We start from the raw sequence: 17,911 nt of genomic DNA, 5'->3' as shown, positions 1-17,911 counted from the left end.
GGGCCGCGGTCTGAAGGGACGGGACGGCTGGAGACCCGGACCGGATGAGTAGACACTGTCTACTCGGGTGCGGTAGACAGTGTCTATGCAACGGGAGAACAGCGGCGGCAGCCTGCGGGACCGCCTCATCGACAGCGGCGTGGCACTGGTCGACGCGGACGGCGCGGCGGCGCTCTCCCTGCGGGAGATCGCCCGTAGGGCGGGCGTCTCGCACGGTGCGCCGCGCCGCTACTTCCCCACCCACCTGGAGCTGTTGTCGGCGATCGCGCGGCGCGGCTTCGAGGATCTCGGCGCCCGGACGACCGGGGTCGTGCGCGGCGGCGACGCGGACGACCCGCGCGCCCAGGTGGCCGAACTCGCCCGCGTCTACCTCGACTTCGCGCGGCGGCACCGGGGCATGTACGAGCTGATGTTCCGCCACGACGTGCTCGAAAGCGGCGAGCTGGGTCTGCGCGAGACGAGTTTGCCGCTTTTCACGATGCTGGCCGAGCTGGTCGCGAAGGTCCGCCCGGACGCCGAACCGGCCGTCGCGGCGGGCGCGTTGTGGGCGAACCTGCACGGCCTCGCCCAGCTCTGGCGCTGGGGAAGCCTGCAACTCGCGGTGGGCGGCGACACGATCGAGCCGCTGCTCGGCACCGTGCTCGATGCCCATCTGGGGCCGGTGGCGCCGTGAGCGTGCTGTCGTACCGCCGTGTCACGCTCGCCGGAAGCGTCGTCGGAGCGCTGCTCGTCGCCCTCGACGGCACGGTCCTGACGGTCGCCCGGCCCGCGCTCCAGCGCGACCTGGACGCGTCGCTCGCCGAGGCCCAGTGGACGAGCACGGGCTATCTCATCGCGGTCGCGTCGCTCCTCGTCCTCGCGGGGCGGCTCGGCGACCGGTACGGGCACCGGCGCCTCTTCGCCCTCGGCATGCTCGGCTTCGCCGCCGCGTCGGCGGCCATCGGGTGCGCGCCCGGCATCGGCTGGGTCATCGCGCTGCGCGTCGTGCAGGGCGTGTGCGGCGCGCTGCTCCAGCCCGCGACGCTCGGCATGCTGCGGGCGGCGTACCCTCCCGACGAACTGGGCATGCCGATCGCCCTGCGCACGAGCGCGATCGGCGTATCGGCCGCCGCCGGACCGCTGATCGGCGGCGTCCTGACGGCGCAGTTCGGCTGGCGATCGGTGTTCTTCCTGGGGGTGCTGCCCTCGGTGGTGATCGCCGTACTGGTCCTGCGCGTCCGGGAGCCGGAGGCATCGGCGCCACCGGAGCGGTCGGCGGCGGCGCGGCCGGCGGGCCTCGATCCGGCCGGTGCGATGCTGCTCGGGGGGGGCGCTCGCCTGCCTCGTCACGGCGCTGGTCACCCTGCCCGACGCGGGCCGCTCGGCGGTCACGGTCCTGACGACGGGCGGCGCGATCGCCGCGACCGTGGCCCTCGTCCGGCACGAGCGCCGCACGCCGGACCCGCTCCTTCCGCCGTCGGTCGTCGCGTCACCGGTGGTCGTAGCGGCGCTCGGCATCCTGCTCGCCGCCTCGGCCGCGCTGTTCGGCGCGCTGTTCGTGGCCTCGTACTTCCTTCAGGACGTGCTGGGGCTCGACGCGTTCGGCACAGCCTTGTTCATGCTGCCCGCCGCGCTGTGCATGGTGCTCGCGGCGCCGCTCGGCGCGGTGCTGCTGCGCCGTTTCGGGGCGCGGGCGACGACCGGCGCGGGCATGGCCCTGATGACGGTCGGCGTCTTCGCCTTCGGCCGCCTCGACGCGACGGCGACGGCGCTGCCCGTGGGGGCCTGCGCCATCGCCATGGGGACGGGCTTCGGCACCGTCATGGTGACCGCGACGGAGGTCCTCGTCCGCCGGGCGGCGGCGGCCGAGGCCGGGGTGACGGGCGGTCTCCAGCAGACGGCGATGAACGTGGGGCCGACGCTCGGGACGGCCGTCGCCACGACGCTCGTCGTCTCCGGCCGGGACCTGACCGCCTCGATGGGCCCGACACTCACCGTCCTGGCGGTCCTGACCTGCGCGGGCGCCGCCGCCGCGCTGCGACTCCCCCGCGCCAGGCCCGTACCGGCCGAGTGAGGACGTCAGTGCGCGATGGAGTCGATCAGCTCGCGCGCGCCCTGCCGCAGCAGCGCCACCGCCACGGACATGCCGAGGGTCGCGGGGTCGAGCGGCCCGGCCCACTCCTGGGCGTTGAGCACCCGCTTCCCGTCCGGCGTGAACACACAGGCGCGCAGTGACAGATCGCCGCTGCGCTCCGCGCGCGCGTACCCGGCGACCGGGGAGTTGCAGTGCCCTTGCAGCACGTGCAGGAACATCCGCTCGGCGGTCGCCTCCCGCCAGGTGTCCCGGTGCCCGAGCCCGCTCACCGCCTCCAGGGTCGCCTCGTCGTCGGCGCGGCACTGGAGCGCGAGGATGCCGGCGCCGATCGGCGGGCACATGCGCTCCGGTGACAGGACGTCGGTCATCAGGTCCGGGCGGCCGATCCGTTCGAGCCCCGACACGGCGAGGAGCAGCGCGTCCGCGTCGCCCGCGGCGAGCTTCTCCAGCCTGCGGTTGGCGTTGCCGCGCATCGGGACGCACGTCAAGTGCGGGTGACTGGCGGCCAGTTGGGCGACGCGGCGGACGGACGACGTGCCGATGCGGGCGCCGTCCGGCAACTCGTCCAGGGTGCGCCCGTGCGGGTCGATCAGCGCGTCGCGCACGTCGTCGCGCTTCAGGTACGCCCCGAACGTGCAGCCCTCCGGCAGCGGCCGGTCCGCCGGGATGTCCTTGAGACAGTGCACGGCGAGATCGGCCCGGTGGTCGAGCAGCGCCTGGTCGACCTCCTTGGTGAAGGCACCCTTGCCGCCGAGCTTCGCGAGATCGCCCATCCACCTGTCGCCGCTGGTCGTCACGGGGACGACCTCCGTACGCACGCCCGGGTGCAGCGCGGCCAGTTCGGCGCGGACCCGCTCCACCTGGGCGAGCGCCATCGGCGAGGAACGGGAGACGATACGGATCAGCTCGGCAACCATCCCGACACCATAGTGCTTACGCTGCCCCGCATGAACGAGATCGGGGACGACGTGGAAGCGCTGCTGATCGGCGGGCGCGCCGGGGTCGGCAAGACGACCGTGGGCTGGGAGGTGTCGGTGCTGCTGCGCGCCGCGGGCGTGCCGCACGCCGTCGTCGACGGTGACTTCATGGGACAGATCCATCCCGCCCCGGACGGGGACCCGCGCCGCGCCCACATCACCGAACGCAATCTGACGGCGGTCTGGGCCAACTTCGCCGCGACCGGCTGCCGCCGCCTCGTCTACACGAACACGGCGAGCGTGCTCACGGAGACCACGGGCATGTTCGAGCGCGCCATGGGCCCGGAGGTCCGGCTCACCCGTGTCCTGCTCACCGCCACCGACACCACTGCCCGCACCCGCCTCACGGGCCGCGAACTCGGCTCGGAACTCGCCCACGAACTCGCGGCGAGCGCCCGCAAAGCACGGCTCCTGGACCGGGCGTCCCACCCGGCGACGGTGCGCGTGGCGACGGACGACCGGTCCGTCGTCGACCTGGCGCGCGAGGTGGTGGCGACCACGGGCTGGACCGGGCGCGCGGCCTAGGCGGAGCCGAGGGGGCAGGACCGGGCGTGGTACCAGTACCGGCGGGTCTCCGCGCTCTCCTCGTCGCTCCCCTCGGGCGCGCCGCAGGTGCACTGGCCTGCGCGCGGGTCGATGAGAGCGGCGGCGTCACGGTGGCCGGTGTCGCGCAGCTGGACCGCGAGCTGGTGCGCGTAGTCCTCGACGAGGGCGGCGGCGGACTCCTGGGTGCAGCCGCCCCTGCGCAGCTCCTGGACCAGCCGGGAGCGCGCCATCATGGGCGCGGCTCGTCGGGCGCGCTCTCCGCGAGGCGTTGCAGCTCCTCACGGCTCCATCCCGTGATCCGGACGACCTCGTCCTCGTCGCCGGGGCGTACGTCGTCCTGGCGCAGCGCGGCGAGCGCCTCGGTCCGGAGGTCCAGCGAAGCGCCCTCGAGCGCCTCCACGGCTTCCCGATAGCGCTGAGCTGCGAGTTCGAGCTTGGCGGTGTCCACGCCCCGAGTCTCGCACAGCGACCGACCGCGACGCCGCCACACCCGGGAACGGGCGGGGAATGGCGCACGCAGTGCGCCATTCAAGGGGCGCGGGGAACTGCGCGACCAGCCACGACGGCGGGAGAGCCGGGGGCATGGCACAGACACCCGCGGCGGCGGACCGCCCAGGTCACACCTCGCCGCGCACCATCCCCAGCAACCGGTCCAGCACCCGGGGCCCACCCGCCCGCAGACCGTCGTGCTCGAACTCGTTCGTCACCCAGGGCCGCAGCCCCCGGATGGCAGCCGCCGTGCGCAGCGCGTGCCCCGTGTCCACGTACATGTCGTCGTGGTAGACGGCGGCGGCGACGGGCACCTCGTTCGCGGCGAGCCGGGCCGGGTCGTACAGCGGAGCCCAGTCCGTACGGCCGGCCAGGATCTCCGCCACCTCCCGGAGAGGGCGAAGCGCCGGGTCGACATCGAACTGCCAGGGGTGGATCGACTCCCCGGTGAACATGAGCGCCGCGCCGGACGCGAGCGACTTCTCACCGTCGAACTGGGGGAATTCGCCCCGTACCCGCTCGGCGGCCCAGCCGGTGGCCCGCCCGCCCTGGGCGTAGATCGCCTCGTGCAGCAGCGCGTAGATCGGGTGGCCGGCGTAGGACAGGGCCGACGCGACCTGCTCCTGGAAGGAGTCGGAGAGCGCGCGCCCGCCCGGGGTCGGCACGAACGCGTCCTCCAGGAGGTAGTGGAGGCGGTCGCTGCCGTCGCTGCCGCCGAGCCAGATCCCCAGGGACTGGAACGCCTCCAGGGTGAGCCGGTACCCGTTGGGGAGGACCGGCTCGTGCTCGGCCACGTACGCGGCGATCTCCCGCGCCCGTTCGACGTCCATCGGGTAGCGGGCGTAGTGCGCGCGGACCTTGCGTTCGATGCGCGGGTACGCGGCCCGGTACACGTCGTCCGCGTCACCGTCGAGGGTCGGCAGGCCGCCGGTGATGAGCGCGGCGCCGAGCCCTTCGGGCGCGGTCGACAGGTAGCGGACGGCGCAGAAGCCGCCGAAGCTCTGGCCGAGGATCGTCCAGGGCGCCCCGCCGGTGACCTCGCGGCGGATCAGTTCGCTGTCGCGGACGATCGCGTCGGACCGGAAGTGGGCGAGGTGGGCGGCCTGGGCGGCGGCGTCGCCGCGCAGCGGGAGCGTCTGCCGGTTCACGGGGCTCGACGCGCCGGTGCCGCGCTGGTCGAGCAGGAGGACGCGGTGGTCCTGGAGGGCGCGGCCGAGCCAGGCCTGCTTGCCGGAGAACCGGTTGGCGCCGAAGCCGGGGCCGCCCTGGAGGTAGAGCAGCCAGGGCAGGTCCTCGTTCTCGCGCCCCGCGGCGACCGCTTCACGCGCGTAGACCTCGATGTGTTCGCCGTCCGGGGCGTCGTGGTCCAGGGGGACGGAGAAACGGCGGTCGGTGAGAACGACCCCGGGCTGGCGGTAGCTGACGACGCTCAAAGCGGCTCCTGTACGGGAGTTCTGCAAACGGTGCGGGCTGACCGGATTCCGGACGTCCGGGGCCGCGCCCAGTTCAGCACACGGTCGTCGGCGGCGTCAGCGGGGGCCCAGGCTGGAGCCGCGGACGACCAGTTCGGGCTGGAGCACGACGCGGCGGTGCGCGTGCTCCGCGCCTTCCGGGTGGTCGGCGGCGGCGATCTCCTCCAGGAGGAGTCCGGCGGCGAGGGAGCCCATGGTGACGGCGGGCTGGCGCACGGAGGTGAGCGGTACGGCCGCGGCGGCGGCGAACTCGATGTCGTCGTAGCCGACGATCGCCACGTCCTCGGGGACCCGTACCCCGGCCGCGTACATGGACTGCAGGACGCCGAGGGCGAGGAGGTCGTTGGCGCAGAAGACGGCGGTGGGGCGGTCGGCGAGGCCGAGGAGGCGGGCGCCCGCGTCACGCCCGGCGGCCACGTCGAGGCGTTCGGTCGGCAGTTCGTGCAGGGCGGTGGCGGGCAGCCCGGCCTCGGCGAGTGCGCGCAGGGCGCCCACGCGGCGGTCCGTGACCTGGTTGAGCGCGGGCGGGCCGCTGACGTAGGCGATGCGCCGGTGCCCGGCGCCGACGAGATGGCGCACGGCGAGGGCGCCGCCGGTCACGTCGTCCACGGAGACCGAGCACTCCGTGGCGCCCTCGGCGACCCGGTCGACCAGGACGAACGGGATGTCGTGGCGCCGGAACGACTCGACGGTGCGGCCGGTCGCCTCGGCCGGGGTGAGCAGGACGCCGCGCACCCGCTGCTCGGCGAAGAGCGACAGGTACTCGGCCTCCTCCGAGGGGCTCTGCGCGCTGTTGCACACCATGACGCCGAGTCCGGCGTCGCGCGCGGCCCGTTCGGCGCCGCGCGCGACGTCGACGAAGAAGGGGTTGCCCATGTCGAGGACGAGCAGGCCCATGATGCGGCTGCGGCCCGCGCGCAGCTGGCGGGCGGACTCGCTGCGGACGTAGCCGAGCCGGTCGATGGCCGCGAGGACGCGGGCCCGCGTGTCGTCGGCGACGGTCGTGGGCCGGTTGATCACGTTCGAGACCGTCCCCACGGACACCCCGGCGACGCGGGCGACGTCCTTGATCCCCACGGACTGTGCCATCGGGCGTGGACCTCCAGGTGAGCGGGTGCGGCACAGGGATTCTACGGGGGCCGGCCCGGCCGGCGTCCGGCTGAGAGCGAGGGGGTACGGCGGGCACGCGCGGGAGGCGGCGGGCAGGGCCGCCCAAGCGGGACGCGCTCCACACTTGAATCGTTTCGCATCGCGCTTCGGACACTTCCGCGCGAGGCGGCAGCACCTGTCGCTTCAGTCTGCACAGGAGTGTTTCGTGCACACCTCTTGCCACGCGTCACGGCTGCCCGTAGGTTCCTCCACCCCGCATTGAATCGTTTGAAACTGTTCAATCGGACGCCGAGTCATTGACCGAGGAGAACCATGAGCCTGCGCCGTCGGACCGTGCTGAGAATGGGCGCCCTGGCCGGGGCCGCGACGGCGCTGCCGCTCTCCGGCGCGGCGGACGTCCTGGCACAAGGGCTCACACCGGGGCTCGCAGCGCGCAACCTGAGCCGCCCCGCGTCCGCCGTGCGCCCCAAGTTCCGCTGGTGGTGGCCGGACGCGCTGGTCGACACCGGGGAGATCGCCCGCGAGATCCGGCAGATCGCGGCGGCCGGGTTCGGCGGCGTGGAGATCGCCGCCGTCACGCACAGCATGGACACGCAACTCGACACCGTCCGCCACGGCTGGGGCACCGAGGCCTGGCGGTCGGCGGTGGAGGCGGCGCTGCGCGAGGCGAAGAAGCAGGACGTGGTGGTCGACCTGACGATCGGCCCCGCGTGGCCCGCCGCCGTGCCGTCGATCACGCCGGACAGCAGGGCGGCGGCGAAGGAACTCGCCCACGGCTTCGCGGTGGTGGAGCCGGGCGGCGCCCACGACGGGCCGGTCCCGGCCGCCGTCGGCGAGGCCGGGGCGGGCGTCACGGATCAGCGGCTCCTCCTCGTCCAGGCGATACGGGTGACGGCGGGCAGCTCACCGACGGCCGTGCCGGTCCGCCTCGACCAGGCCACCGTCACCGACGTCACCGCGCACGTCACCGGCGGCCGCATCGCGTGGGCCGCGCCCGACGACGGTGCCACCTGGCTCCTGGTCGCCTACTGGGAGCGGGGTTCGGGCCAGCGCCCTGAGGGCCGCGACCACACCACGCCGCTCGCCTACGTCGTCGACCACTTCAGTGACGCGGGCACCCGCGCGGTCACCGACTTCTGGGAGCGGCACATCCTCACGCCCTCGATCCGCAAGCTGCTGAAGGACGCGGGTGGCACGCTCTTCGAGGACTCCATCGAGATCGAGACGGACGCGACGCTGTGGACCCCGGCGCTGCCCGCCGAGTTCGAGCGCCGCATGGGTTACTCGCTCCTCCCCTACCTCGCGACGTTCGTCGAGAAGAAGGAGAAGTACGTCTTCGGCTTCGAGGCGGCGCTCGACAAGGCGATCCGGCGCGATGTGATGGAGGTCGTCACCGAGCTGTACGTCGAGCATCATCTGCTGCCGCTCCAGAAGTGGGCGCACACGCTCGGCCTGAAGCTGCGCATCCAGCCGTACGGTCTGGAGACGGACGCCGTCTACAAGTCCGCGCTGCTCGACGTCACCGAGGGTGAGTCGCTCGGGTTCAAGAACCTCGACGACTTCCGCTGCCTGGCCGGCGGCCGCGACATGGGCGGCAAGCCGCTGGTGTCGAACGAGGCGGGCGGCACGGCGGGCGGCGCCTACTCCACCACGTGGACGGACACGCTGAAGAAGCTGGTCACGCAGTACGCGGCCGGGGTCAACCAGGCCGTCTTCCACGGCTTCGCGTACGCGGACGCGCCCGGCGCGCAGTGGCCGGGCTTCGCGGCGTTCTCCCCGTACAACGGCGCCGCGGGGTACGGCGAGGCGTGGGGCCCGCGCCAGCCGCTGTGGCGGCACACCCCGCAGGTCGCGGACTTCCTGGCGCGGGTGCAGCAGGTGCTGCGGACCGGCGTGAACAGGGTCGACATCGGCATCCTGCGGCAGAAGGGGTACGCCGGTTCCGGGCTCGGGGCGCCCTGGTTCACCAGCGACGGCGTGCCCGTCGGCTGGACGCACACGTTCCTCAGCCCGCGCCTGCTCGACCTGGAGTCGGCGGTGGTGCGCGGCGGCCGGTTCGCGCCGGACGGGCCCGCGCTCAAGGCGCTGCTCGTCGACGGCGACATCATGATCAACCGGGAGCACACGCTCCAGCTCGACGTCGCGGAGAAGCTGCTCAAGTACGCCCGCGCGGGCCTCCCGGTCATCGTCGTCGGCGACTGGTCGGACGCGCATGTGCCCGGCTTGGCGGGGCCCGGCGACAATGAGCGATTGCGTCAACTCATCGCCCGTTTGCAGCAGTTGAAGAACGTGCACACCGTCGCGGACCGGCCCGACGTGCCGGAGGCCATCGCCGCGCTCGGCCTCACCCGCGACGTCGAGTACGCCGAGTCCTCGATGCTGCTGCACGCGCACCGCGCCGACCGCGACGCCGACTACTTCTTCTTCGCCAACGACGCCGTCAGCAAGAAGGGCTCGACCGGCACCCGCATCATCCACGACGTCACCCTCACCGCCCAGGTGAGGGGCGCGGTCCCGCACCGCCTCGACCCGTGGACCGGCACGCTCACCCCGGTCGCCCTCTACACACGCACGGCGGACGGCCGGATCCGGCTCACCGTCGACCTCCGGCCGGGCGCCGTGACCGTCGTCGTCCTGGCCCGGCCCGCCGGCTCCGCGCCGGTGCGGCACGCCACCGCGACGCAGGCCGACGCCGTCCACGCGACCGCGGGCGGGCACCTGGAGATCCGGGCCTCGGCCCCGGGCGCGTACACCACCACGCTCGACAACGGGCGCACCGTCACCACGAAGATCCCCGCCGTGCCCGCGCCCCTCCCCCTCACCTCGTGGACGCTGACGGTCGACGACTGGCGGCCGGGTGCGAGCGCGACCGGGACGGCGCACGTGCGGCACGAGCTGACTCCGGACGCGCTCGCCCCCTGGACGGAGCTGCCCGGCCTCGCGGACGTCTCCGGGATCGGCACCTACCGCACCACCGTGCGGCTCGGCCGGGAGTGGACGGCCGCGCACGGCGCGCTGCTCGAACTCGGCGGCGTCTTCGACACGTTCACCGTCCGCGTCAACGGGCACGCGCTGCCGCCCGTCGACCAGCTCACCCGCGTCGCCGACCTCGGCGACCGCCTCCGCCCCGGCGCCAACACCCTGGAGATCGAGGTGGCGACGACGCTCCTCAACCGGCTCCGCGTCAGCCGCCCCGCCGTGTTCGGCGGCAGCAAACCGCAGGCCTACGGGCTCACCGGGCCCGTCCGCCTGGTCCCGTACGCGCGCGCCACCGTGCGCGCCTGAGCACCCCCGCACACACCCCCTGAACACCCCTGCACACACCCCCTGAACACACCCCTGAGCACCTTCCGCAGGGAGCACGTCCAGCACGTCCGCAGCACCCCCCACCATCACAGAGCACCTTCACCGTCGAAGGGACACCTGAAAGATGAGCAGCGACATCCGCCGCAGGACCGTACTCGCCGCGACCGCGGGCGCCGTGCCCGTCGTGGCCGCCGCCGGCACGTTCGCGGGGGCCGCCCCCGCGCAGGCCGCCGCCCCCACCGCGGCGCCGGGTGAGGACGGCGCCGTCACCGGGCTCACCGTCGAGCACCGGACGCTGCCGCTCGGCACGGACGCCGCCCGGCCGCGCCTCGGCTGGCAGCTCGGCGCGGAGCGGCGCGGGCTCGCGCAGGGCGCGTACCGGATCCGGGTCGCCACCTCGCCCGCCCGGCTGAACGGCTCACGGGCCGACGTGTGGGACAGCGGGCGGGTGGTGTCGTCCGACTCCGTCGCCGTCCTGTACGACGGGCCGCGACTCCGGCCGTCGACGCGGTACTTCTGGAACGTCTCCGTCTGGGACGACAGGCACCGGCCGGTCGGCACCTCCTCCGCGGCCTGGTTCGAGACCGGGCTCCTGAGCACCGACGGCGTCGCAGGCTGGGACGGCGCGCAGTGGGTCGGCATGAAGGGTAAGGCCCCGAACTCGGCGGGCGCGCCGCTCCTCCGCGCCGAGACGCCCTTGCGCAGGGGCAAGGTGAGCGAGGCACGGCTCCACATCAGCGCGCTCGGCGTCTACGAGGCGTATGTGAACGGCGAGCGCGTCACCGTCCCGCAGGACGGCGGCCGGGCGGTCGAGCTGCTCACGCCCGGCTGGACCAACTACGACATGACCGTGAACTACTTCACCTACGACGTGTCCGACCTGGTGGCGCGCGGCCGGTCCGTGACGCTCGCCGCCGTCCTCGGCAACGGCTGGTACAACGGCCGCGTCTCCGAGGGCAGCACCTACTACGCGAAGGACGGCAAGCCCCTCGCCCTCAAGGCCAAGCTGCTCGTCCGCTACGCCGACGGCTCCACGCAGAGCATCGTCACGAAGCCGGGCGAGGCATGGCGGGCCACCGACACCGGCCCCTACCGCGCCGACGACATCTACGACGGCCAGACGTACGACGCCCGCAAGGAGCTGGACGGCTGGACCGCGAACGGTTTCGACACCCGGGGCTGGGCGGAGGTCGAACAGGTCGGCTACGCCGCCGAGTTCCCCGGGGCCAAGCTCACCGCCTACCCGGGCGAGAGCGCCCGGCTGATGGAGGGCTGGGACCGGCACCCGCGGTCCGTCACCGTCTACAGCGAGGTCACGGGGCGGTCGACGAGCGCCAACGGCAAAGGCCGCGTCGTGCCCGACCCGGCCCGCTCCACCGACAGCGCGCCAGGGCCCGTCACTTTGCGGGCCGGTGACACCGCCGTCTTCGACCTCGGCCAGAACATGGTCGGTGTCCCCCGCTACTCGCTGCGCGGCCCGGCCGGCGCGGAGGTCGTCGTCAGGTTCGGCGAGATGCTGAACGACGACAGCGCGGGCGCGGACGGCCCGGTCGGGTCGCTGTACCGGGCCAACCTGCGCAGCGCCAAGGCGACGAGCACGTACCTCCTCAAGGGCGCGAAGGACGGCGAGACACATCAGGACTCGCTCACCTTCTACGGGTTCCGCTATGTGTCGGTGGAGGTGTCGACACCTGGCGCCGAGGTCACCGTCTCCGGGCTCACCGGCAAGGTCGGCACCTCGGCCCTCCGCGACATCGGCAGCGTCACCACCGACGACGACGCCATCAACCAGCTGATCAGCAATGTGCGCTGGGGGCAGCGCGGCAACTACCTCTGGGTGCCCACCGACTGCCCGCAGCGCGACGAACGGCTCGGCTGGACCGGCGACACCCAGGTCTTCTCGAACACCGGCCTCTACAACACGGACTCCGTCGCCTTCCTCAGCCACTTCCAGTCCATCCTGATCGAGTCGCAGAAGATCTACGGGGTGGACGGCGCCCAGTTCACGGCGGTCGCGCCCGGCAACCGGTACAACGCGGCGGCACCCTGCAGCGGCTGGGCGGACTGCGGCGTCATCGTGCCGTGGACGGTGTGGCAGATGAGCGGGGACGCGACCATCGTCGACCGCAGCTGGGAGGCGATGGTCCGCTACCTCGACTGGATCGAGCGGAAAGGCGGCGACACCTACGCGGGGCAGGGCGCGATCTTCGCCGACTGGCTCGCGTTCCAGAACACCGGCACCCAGCTGATGAGCGACGTCTACTACGCCTACAGCGTGCGGCTCATGGCCCAGATGGCGCGGGCGACCGGGCGCACGGCCGAGGCCACGGCGTACGAGGACCTGTTCGGGAAGATCCGCCGCGCCTTCCTGGCCAAGTACATCGTGGTCGACGGCGACACGATCACGGTCAAGTCCAGCATCGGCGGGAAGCCGTCCATGGGCGGCGATCCCGAGGACAACAGTCAGTCCGCGCTCCTGTGGGTCCTCAAGCTCGGCTTCTACGACACACAGGCCCAACGCCGCGCTTTGGTCGGCCTGTTGGCGGACAACATCGGCAACGACGCCGCGTACAAGGCCGCCCACCCGGACAGCGCCCGCGTCCAGTACGCGGAGAACACGCTCTCCGTCGGCTTCCTCGGCGTGAACGTCCTCGCGCCCGTCCTCACCGACGAGGGCCGCGCCGACCTCGCGTACAAGCTGCTCCACCAGAACGCCATGCCGTCGTGGCTGTACTCGGTGGAGAACGGGGCGACGACCGTCTGGGAGCGCTGGAACTCGTACTCGGAGGAGGACGGGTTCGGGCCCGTCGAGATGAACTCCTTCAACCACTACTCCTACGGCGCCATCGCGGAGTGGATGTACGCGTACATGGCGGGCATCGCGCGCGACCCGGAGCACCCCGGTTTCCAGCGGTTCCTGCTGCGCCCGCACCTCGACCCGACCGGGGGCGTCACACGGGTCACCGGGCGCCACGAGTCCCCGTACGGCGAGATCACCAGCGCGTGGTCCCTCGCCAAGGACGGGACGCTGACGTACGAGGCGGTGGTCCCCGCCAACAGTACGGCGACGCTCAGCCTGCCCGCCGTGTCGGCGTCCGCGGTGCGCGAGGGCCGCACCCCGCTCGCCTCCGTGGACGGGGTCCGGTTCGTCGGGTTCGAGGACGGCACGGCCACGTACCGGCTGCCGGCCGGGCGGTACCGGGTGACCAGCACGGTGCGCTGACCGCCTGGGTCAGAGCGACCTGCTCGATCCGCGCACCACCAACTCCGGCCGTAGCACGACGTGTTGGTGGCGGTGGTCGGCCGCGCGTTCATCCGTCTCCTGGAGCAGCAGCTCCGCGGCGATGGTGCCGAGGGTGAGCGCCGGCTGGCGCACCGAGGTGAGCGGGACGGTGGCCGCCGCCGCGAACTCGATGTCGTCGTAGCCGACGATCGACATGTCGCCGGGGACCTTGACCCCGGCCGCGTACAGCGCCTGGAGGACGCCGAGGGCGAGGAGGTCGTTGGCGCAGAAGACGGCGGTGGGGCGGTCGGCGAGGCCGAGGAGGCGGGCGCCCGCGTCACGCCCGGCGGCCACGTCGAGGCGTTCGGTGGGCAGTTCGCGCAGGGCCCCGCCGTCCAGGCCCGCCTCGGCGAGCGCCTTCAGGGCTCCCTCGCGGCGGTCCTGCACCTGCTTGAGGTGGGGCGGGCCGCTGACGTAGGCCAGGGAGCGGTGGCCCCCGGTGACGAGGTGACGGACGGCGAGCGCGCCGCCCGACACGTCGTCGACGGAGACCGAGCACCCCGCCTCGTCCCCGGCGACCCGGTCCACCACCACGTAGGGGATGCCGTGGCGGCGGAAGTCGCGCAGCGTCGCGCCGCTCGGGTCGGCGGGGGTGATGAGGGCGCCGCGTACGCGCTGTTCGGCGAAGAGGGAGAGGTACTCGGCCTCCTCCGCCGGGTTCTGCGCGCTGTTGCAGACCATGACGCCGAGGCCCGCGTCGCGCGCGGCGCGCTCGGCGCCCCGCGCGACGTCGACGAAGAACGGGTTGCCCATGTCCAGGACGAGCAGCGCCATGATCCGGCTGTGCCCGGCGCGCAGCTGGCGCGCGTACTCGCTGCGGACGTAGCCGAGCCGGGCGATGACCTGCTGGACGTGGCGCCGGGTCGGCTCGGACACCCGGTGGGGCTGGTTGAGGACGTTGGAGACGGTGCCGACGGAGACTCCGGCGACCCGGGCCACGTCCTTGATGCCGACCGCCGCGCGCTCACGCAAGGTGGAAGACCTCGGTGAGCGGGCGCATCGCGGCGTCCGGGGCCTGCCCGTCGAGCTCCTCGAAGAAGCCGGACATCTCCGCCTGCCAGCGGGCGTTGACGTCCGTGGCGTCCATGGCGGCGCGTGCCGCGTCGAAGTCCGCCGTCTCCAGGTAGCCGACGAGCAGGCCGTCCTCGCGCAGGAAGAGCGAGTAGTTGTGCCAGCCGGCGGCGGTCAGCGCGTCCCTCATCTCCTGCCACACGTCGTCGTGGCGGACGCGGTACTCGTCGATCCGGTCGGCTCTGACCTTGAGCAGAAAGCAGACGCGCTGCACGGACACTCGGAACGCTCCCTCAGAACTCTAGAACCCAGAACTCAGAACCCAGAACTTGGAACTCAGAACTAGGGACTCAGAACTTGAACTGGTCGATGTTGGACTTGTCGAAGACGGTCGGCTTGCCGAGGGAGACGACGCCGTCCTTGCCGATGGTGAATTCACCCAGGTCACCGGCCTTGTAGGTCTCGCCCTCCTTGCCGGTGATCTGCCCGGACTCCAGGGCGACGGCGGTGTGCGCGGCGAGCGCGCCGAGCTTCGCCGGGTCCCACAGTTCGAACGCCTCGACGGTGCCGTTCTTGACGTAGGCGCGCATGTCGTTGGGCGTGCCGAGGCCGGTCAGCTTGACCTTGCCCTTGTACTTCGAGCCCGACAGGTACTGGGCCGCCGCCTTGATGCCGACGGTGGTCGGGGAGATGATCCCCTTCAGCTTCGGGTGCTCCTGGAGGAGCCCCTGGGTCTGCTGGAACGACTTCTGCGCGTCGTCGTCACCGTAGGCCGTCGTGACGAGCTCGATGTCCTTGTACTCGGGCTTCTTCAGCTCGTCCTTCATGTAGTCGATCCAGGTGTTCTGGTTGGTGGCCGTCTGGGCCGCCGAGAGGATCGCGATCTCGCCCTTGTTGCCGATCTGCTTGGCCATCTGCTGCACCTGGGTGCGGCCGAGGTCCTCCGCGCTGGCCTGCGAAACGAACACGTTGCGGCAGTCGGGCTTGGTGTCGGAGTCGTAGGTGACGATGCTGACGCCGTTCTTCATGGCCTGCTTCAGCGCGGTGCACAGGGCGCCCGGGTCCTGCGCGGACACGGCGATGGCGTCGGCCTGCTGCTGGGTGAGGGTGTTGACGTAGGAGACCTGCCCTGAGGTGTCGGTGCCGCTGCTGGTGCCGACCTCCTTGTAGGTCGAGCCCAGTTCCTCGACGGCCTTCTGGCCGCCGTTGTCGGAGGTGGTGAAGTACGGGTTGTTGACCTGCTTGGGCAGGAAGGCGACCGTGAGGCCCTTCTTGGTGGCGGCGTCCGGGTCGGCCTTGCCGGCCGCGTCGGACTTGGCCGCCTCCTTGTTCGCGTCGTCCTTCGTCGTGCCGCCGCAGGCGGTGGCGCCGAGGACGAGCGCGGTGGTGACGGCGAGCGCGGCGGTGAGCCGACGGGTTCTGGCGGTGACGGTCACGGTCCGGGACATGGCGGTTCCTTACGGGTGGCGGGTGGTACGGGGTCTGGTGCTACGAGGCGGCGGGCGCCGGGGGCGGTGGCGCGGCCGTGGTCCTGCGGCGCGCCCTCGCCTGGGCGAGCTGGCGGCCGACGCGCGGGGCGAGCACGGAGATGATCAGGAGGACGCCGGTGACGACGATCTGGGACTGCGCGGAGACGTTGAGCAGGCTCATCACGTTCTGGAGCGTGCCGAGCAGGAACACGCCCGCGACGGCGCCGCCGAGCGTGCCCTTGCCGCCGTCGAAGTCGATGCCGCCGAGCAGGACGGCGGCGATGACGGAGAGTTCGAGCCCGGTCGCGTTGTCGTAGCGGGCACTTGCGTAGTGCAGGGCCCAGAAGACGCCGGTCAGGGCGGAGAGCACGCCGGTCGTCACGAACATCGACAGCTTGAGCCGCTTGACGCGGACGCCGGAGAACCGGGCCGCCTCCTCGCTGGCGCCGATCGCGAACAGCGAGCGTCCGACGCGGGTGGCGTGCAGGACGACGACGGCGATCGCGAGCAGCACGAGGAAGGGCAGCGCCGCGTACGGCAGGAACGTGGAGCCGAAACGGCCCGCGCCGAAGTCGAGGTACTGCGCGGGGAAGTCGGTGACGGAGTCCGAGCCGAGAACGATCTGGGCGATGCCCCGGTAGGCGGCCATGGTGCCGATGGTGACGGCGAGGGACGGAAGGCCGAGGCGGGTCACGAGCAGGCCGTTGACCAGGCCGCAGACCAGGCCGAGGACGAGACAGAGGGGGATGATCGTCTCGATGGCCATGCCCTCGTTCCACAGGGCGCCCATGACGGCCCCGGAGAGCCCGGCCGTCGAGCCGACGGACAGGTCGACCTCGCCGGAGATCACCAGCATCGTCATCGGCAGCGCGATCAGGGCGATCGGGAGGGTGTTGCCGATCAGGAACGAGAGGTTGAGCGCGTTGCCGAAGTTGTCGACGAACGAGAACGAGCAGAGCAGCAGCACGATGAGCAGGGCGCCGACGGCGGTGTCCCAGCGCACGGCGTTCCTGAGGCGGTCGGGCACGGCCTTCTGAGGGGTCTCGGGCATGAGGGTCTCAGGCATGGCGGGCGCTCCTCATCTGTGCGGCCTGCTTGCGCAGCACTGCGGCGACCCGCAGGGCCAGGATCCGGTCGACGGCGATGGCGAGCAGCAGCAGGACGCCGTTGATGGCGGTGACCCAGACGGAGCTGACGCCGATGGCGGGCAGGACGCTGTTGATGGAGGTGAGCAGCAGGGCGCCGAGGGCCGCGCCGTAGACGGTGCCGGAGCCGCCGGTGAAGGCGACGCCGCCGACGACGACGGCGCTGACGACGGTGAGTTCGTAGCCGTTGCCGGTGCCGGAGTCGACGTTGCCGAAGCGGGCCAGGTAGAGGGCGCCCGCGAGTCCGGCGAGGGCGCCGCACAGAACGTAGGCGGTCATGATCCGCTTGCGGACGGGGACACCGGCGAGGGAGGCGGCCTCGGGGCTGGAGCCGAGGGCGTACATGTCGCGGCCGCTGCGGTAGCTGCGCAGGTAGTAGCCGACGCAGAGCAGGACGGCGCCGGCGAGGAGCGCCAGGTAGGGCACGACCCACAGGCCGTCGTGGCCGAAGTCGACGAACGCGTCGGGCAGGTCGGCGGCGACGATCTGCTGCGAGCCGACCCAGATGGAGTCGATGCCGCGGACCACGTACAGGGTGCCGAGGGTGACGACGAGCGCGGGCACCTTGCCGAGGCTGACGAGCGCGCCGTTCAGGACGCCGAACACGGCGCCGACGGCGACGGCGTAGAGGACGGCGATGAGCGAACTGCCGCCGCCTTGCAGGTAGTCGCCCGCGGCGAACGCGGAGATGCCGAGGACGGAGCCGACGGACAGGTCGACGTTGCGGGTGATGACGACAATGGCCTGGCCGGTCGCGACGAGGACCAGGATCGTGGCGTTGAGCAGCAGGTCCTTGACGCCCTGCTCGGACAGGAACTCGCTGTTGGAGACCTGGGTGGCGAGCAGCATGAGCACGAGGACACCGGCGACGGCGATCTCGCGGGCCTTGAACACCTTGTCGATGAGGCGGCGCCCGGCGGTGGGCTCGGGAGCGGAGTGCTCTCGCACTGGTGGTGCGGTAACAGTCATTTCGCGGCCACCTCAACGGGCCTCAGGGGCGCAGGGAACGGCGCGAGCAACCACGAAGCA

The 17,911-nt window shown here is 72.4% G+C and carries 14 protein-coding genes and 1 pseudogene; 5 read left to right on the top strand and 10 right to left on the bottom strand.

Annotation, left to right across the window (positions count from 1 at the left end):
• Nucleotides 1-85: 85 nt before the first annotated feature.
• Both C1N81_RS38465 and C1N81_RS38460 read left to right on the top strand, forming a co-directional pair.
• Nucleotides 86-673 (top strand): TetR/AcrR family transcriptional regulator, encoded by a 588-nt coding sequence (locus C1N81_RS38465; protein WP_394436019.1) that lies wholly within the window; start codon nt 86-88, stop codon nt 671-673.
• Nucleotides 674-675: 2 nt separating this feature from the next.
• A pseudogene (locus C1N81_RS38460) lies at nt 676-2,053 on the top strand (MFS transporter).
• Between the two features lie 5 nt (nt 2,054-2,058).
• Here C1N81_RS38460 and hemC read toward each other — a convergent pair.
• Nucleotides 2,059-2,991 carry a hydroxymethylbilane synthase gene (gene hemC, locus C1N81_RS38455; RefSeq protein WP_394436018.1) on the bottom strand — a complete coding sequence of 311 codons (933 nt, stop codon included), beginning with the start codon at nt 2,989-2,991 and terminating at the stop codon, nt 2,059-2,061.
• 30 nt (nt 2,992-3,021) lie between these two features.
• Here hemC and C1N81_RS38450 point away from each other — a divergent pair, with 30 nt between their 5' ends.
• Nucleotides 3,022-3,576, top strand: a complete 555-nt coding sequence (locus C1N81_RS38450; RefSeq protein WP_394436017.1) for a hypothetical protein — start codon at nt 3,022-3,024, stop codon at nt 3,574-3,576.
• Here C1N81_RS38450 and C1N81_RS38445 read toward each other — a convergent pair.
• The 4 genes from C1N81_RS38445 to C1N81_RS38430 form a co-directional block, all read right to left on the bottom strand.
• The gene (locus C1N81_RS38445; protein WP_394436016.1) at nt 3,573-3,830 is read right to left on the bottom strand and encodes a hypothetical protein; all 258 of its coding nucleotides are present in this window, start codon (nt 3,828-3,830) and stop codon (nt 3,573-3,575) included. The genes C1N81_RS38450 and C1N81_RS38445 overlap by 4 nt on opposite strands.
• The gene (locus C1N81_RS38440; RefSeq protein ID WP_394436015.1) at nt 3,827-4,045 is read right to left on the bottom strand and encodes a hypothetical protein; all 219 of its coding nucleotides are present in this window, start codon (nt 4,043-4,045) and stop codon (nt 3,827-3,829) included. Before C1N81_RS38440 ends, C1N81_RS38445 begins: the two co-directional genes overlap by 4 nt.
• 169 nt (nt 4,046-4,214) lie before the next feature.
• Nucleotides 4,215-5,519, bottom strand: coding sequence for an alpha/beta fold hydrolase (locus C1N81_RS38435; protein WP_394436014.1), 1,305 nt, complete (start codon nt 5,517-5,519; stop codon nt 4,215-4,217).
• Nucleotides 5,520-5,615: 96 nt separating this feature from the next.
• Nucleotides 5,616-6,647 carry a LacI family DNA-binding transcriptional regulator gene (locus tag C1N81_RS38430; RefSeq protein ID WP_394436013.1) on the bottom strand — a complete coding sequence of 344 codons (1,032 nt, stop codon included), beginning with the start codon at nt 6,645-6,647 and terminating at the stop codon, nt 5,616-5,618.
• Between the two features lie 333 nt (nt 6,648-6,980).
• Here C1N81_RS38430 and C1N81_RS38425 point away from each other — a divergent pair, with 333 nt between their 5' ends.
• Both C1N81_RS38425 and C1N81_RS38420 read left to right on the top strand, forming a co-directional pair.
• Nucleotides 6,981-9,953, top strand: a complete 2,973-nt coding sequence (locus C1N81_RS38425; RefSeq protein WP_394436012.1) for a glycosyl hydrolase — start codon at nt 6,981-6,983, stop codon at nt 9,951-9,953.
• A 145-nt stretch (nt 9,954-10,098) separates the two neighbouring features.
• The gene (locus tag C1N81_RS38420; RefSeq protein ID WP_394436011.1) at nt 10,099-13,197 is read left to right on the top strand and encodes a family 78 glycoside hydrolase catalytic domain; all 3,099 of its coding nucleotides are present in this window, start codon (nt 10,099-10,101) and stop codon (nt 13,195-13,197) included.
• Between the two features lie 9 nt (nt 13,198-13,206).
• Here the strand turns inward: C1N81_RS38420 and C1N81_RS38415 are convergent, their stop codons facing one another.
• From C1N81_RS38415 to C1N81_RS38395, 5 genes are all read right to left on the bottom strand, one after another.
• Nucleotides 13,207-14,229, bottom strand: coding sequence for a LacI family DNA-binding transcriptional regulator (locus C1N81_RS38415; RefSeq protein WP_394436010.1), 1,023 nt, complete (start codon nt 14,227-14,229; stop codon nt 13,207-13,209).
• On the bottom strand, nt 14,222-14,542 hold the full coding sequence (locus tag C1N81_RS38410; protein WP_394438523.1) for an L-rhamnose mutarotase: 321 nt from the start codon (nt 14,540-14,542) through the stop codon (nt 14,222-14,224). The genes C1N81_RS38415 and C1N81_RS38410 overlap by 8 nt, the downstream gene beginning before the upstream one ends.
• Before the next feature lie 76 nt (nt 14,543-14,618).
• Complete coding sequence (gene rhaS, locus C1N81_RS38405; protein ID WP_394436009.1) at nt 14,619-15,716, bottom strand: rhamnose ABC transporter substrate-binding protein; 1,098 nt, start codon at nt 15,714-15,716, stop codon at nt 14,619-14,621.
• A 40-nt stretch (nt 15,717-15,756) separates the two neighbouring features.
• Nucleotides 15,757-16,788, bottom strand: a complete 1,032-nt coding sequence (locus C1N81_RS38400) for an ABC transporter permease (protein ID WP_394438520.1) — start codon at nt 16,786-16,788, stop codon at nt 15,757-15,759.
• A gap of 7 nt (nt 16,789-16,795) precedes the next feature.
• Nucleotides 16,796-17,851, bottom strand: coding sequence for an ABC transporter permease (locus tag C1N81_RS38395; protein ID WP_394436008.1), 1,056 nt, complete (start codon nt 17,849-17,851; stop codon nt 16,796-16,798).
• Between the last annotated feature and the right edge of the window lie 60 nt (nt 17,852-17,911).

The organism is Streptomyces sp. SGAir0957 (genome assembly GCF_043523415.1).
This window is presented reverse-complemented; position numbering and strand designations above follow the sequence as displayed.

Bases quoted from the DNA above. Each gene is read 5' to 3' on its own strand.
- C1N81_RS38465 (WP_394436019.1), top strand. From the start codon at position 86: ATGCAACGGGAGAACAGCGGCGGCAGCCTGCGGGACCGCCTCATCGAC.
- hemC (WP_394436018.1), bottom strand. From the start codon at position 2,991: ATGGTTGCCGAGCTGATCCGTATCGTCTCCCGTTCCTCGCCGATGGCG.
- C1N81_RS38450 (WP_394436017.1), top strand. From the start codon at position 3,022: ATGAACGAGATCGGGGACGACGTGGAAGCGCTGCTGATCGGCGGGCGC.
- C1N81_RS38445 (WP_394436016.1), bottom strand. From the start codon at position 3,830: ATGATGGCGCGCTCCCGGCTGGTCCAGGAGCTGCGCAGGGGCGGCTGC.
- C1N81_RS38430 (WP_394436013.1), bottom strand. From the start codon at position 6,647: ATGGCACAGTCCGTGGGGATCAAGGACGTCGCCCGCGTCGCCGGGGTG.
- C1N81_RS38425 (WP_394436012.1), top strand. From the start codon at position 6,981: ATGAGCCTGCGCCGTCGGACCGTGCTGAGAATGGGCGCCCTGGCCGGG.
- C1N81_RS38420 (WP_394436011.1), top strand. From the start codon at position 10,099: ATGAGCAGCGACATCCGCCGCAGGACCGTACTCGCCGCGACCGCGGGC.
- rhaS (WP_394436009.1), bottom strand. From the start codon at position 15,716: ATGTCCCGGACCGTGACCGTCACCGCCAGAACCCGTCGGCTCACCGCC.
- C1N81_RS38400 (WP_394438520.1), bottom strand. From the start codon at position 16,788: ATGCCCGAGACCCCTCAGAAGGCCGTGCCCGACCGCCTCAGGAACGCC.
- C1N81_RS38395 (WP_394436008.1), bottom strand. From the start codon at position 17,851: ATGACTGTTACCGCACCACCAGTGCGAGAGCACTCCGCTCCCGAGCCC.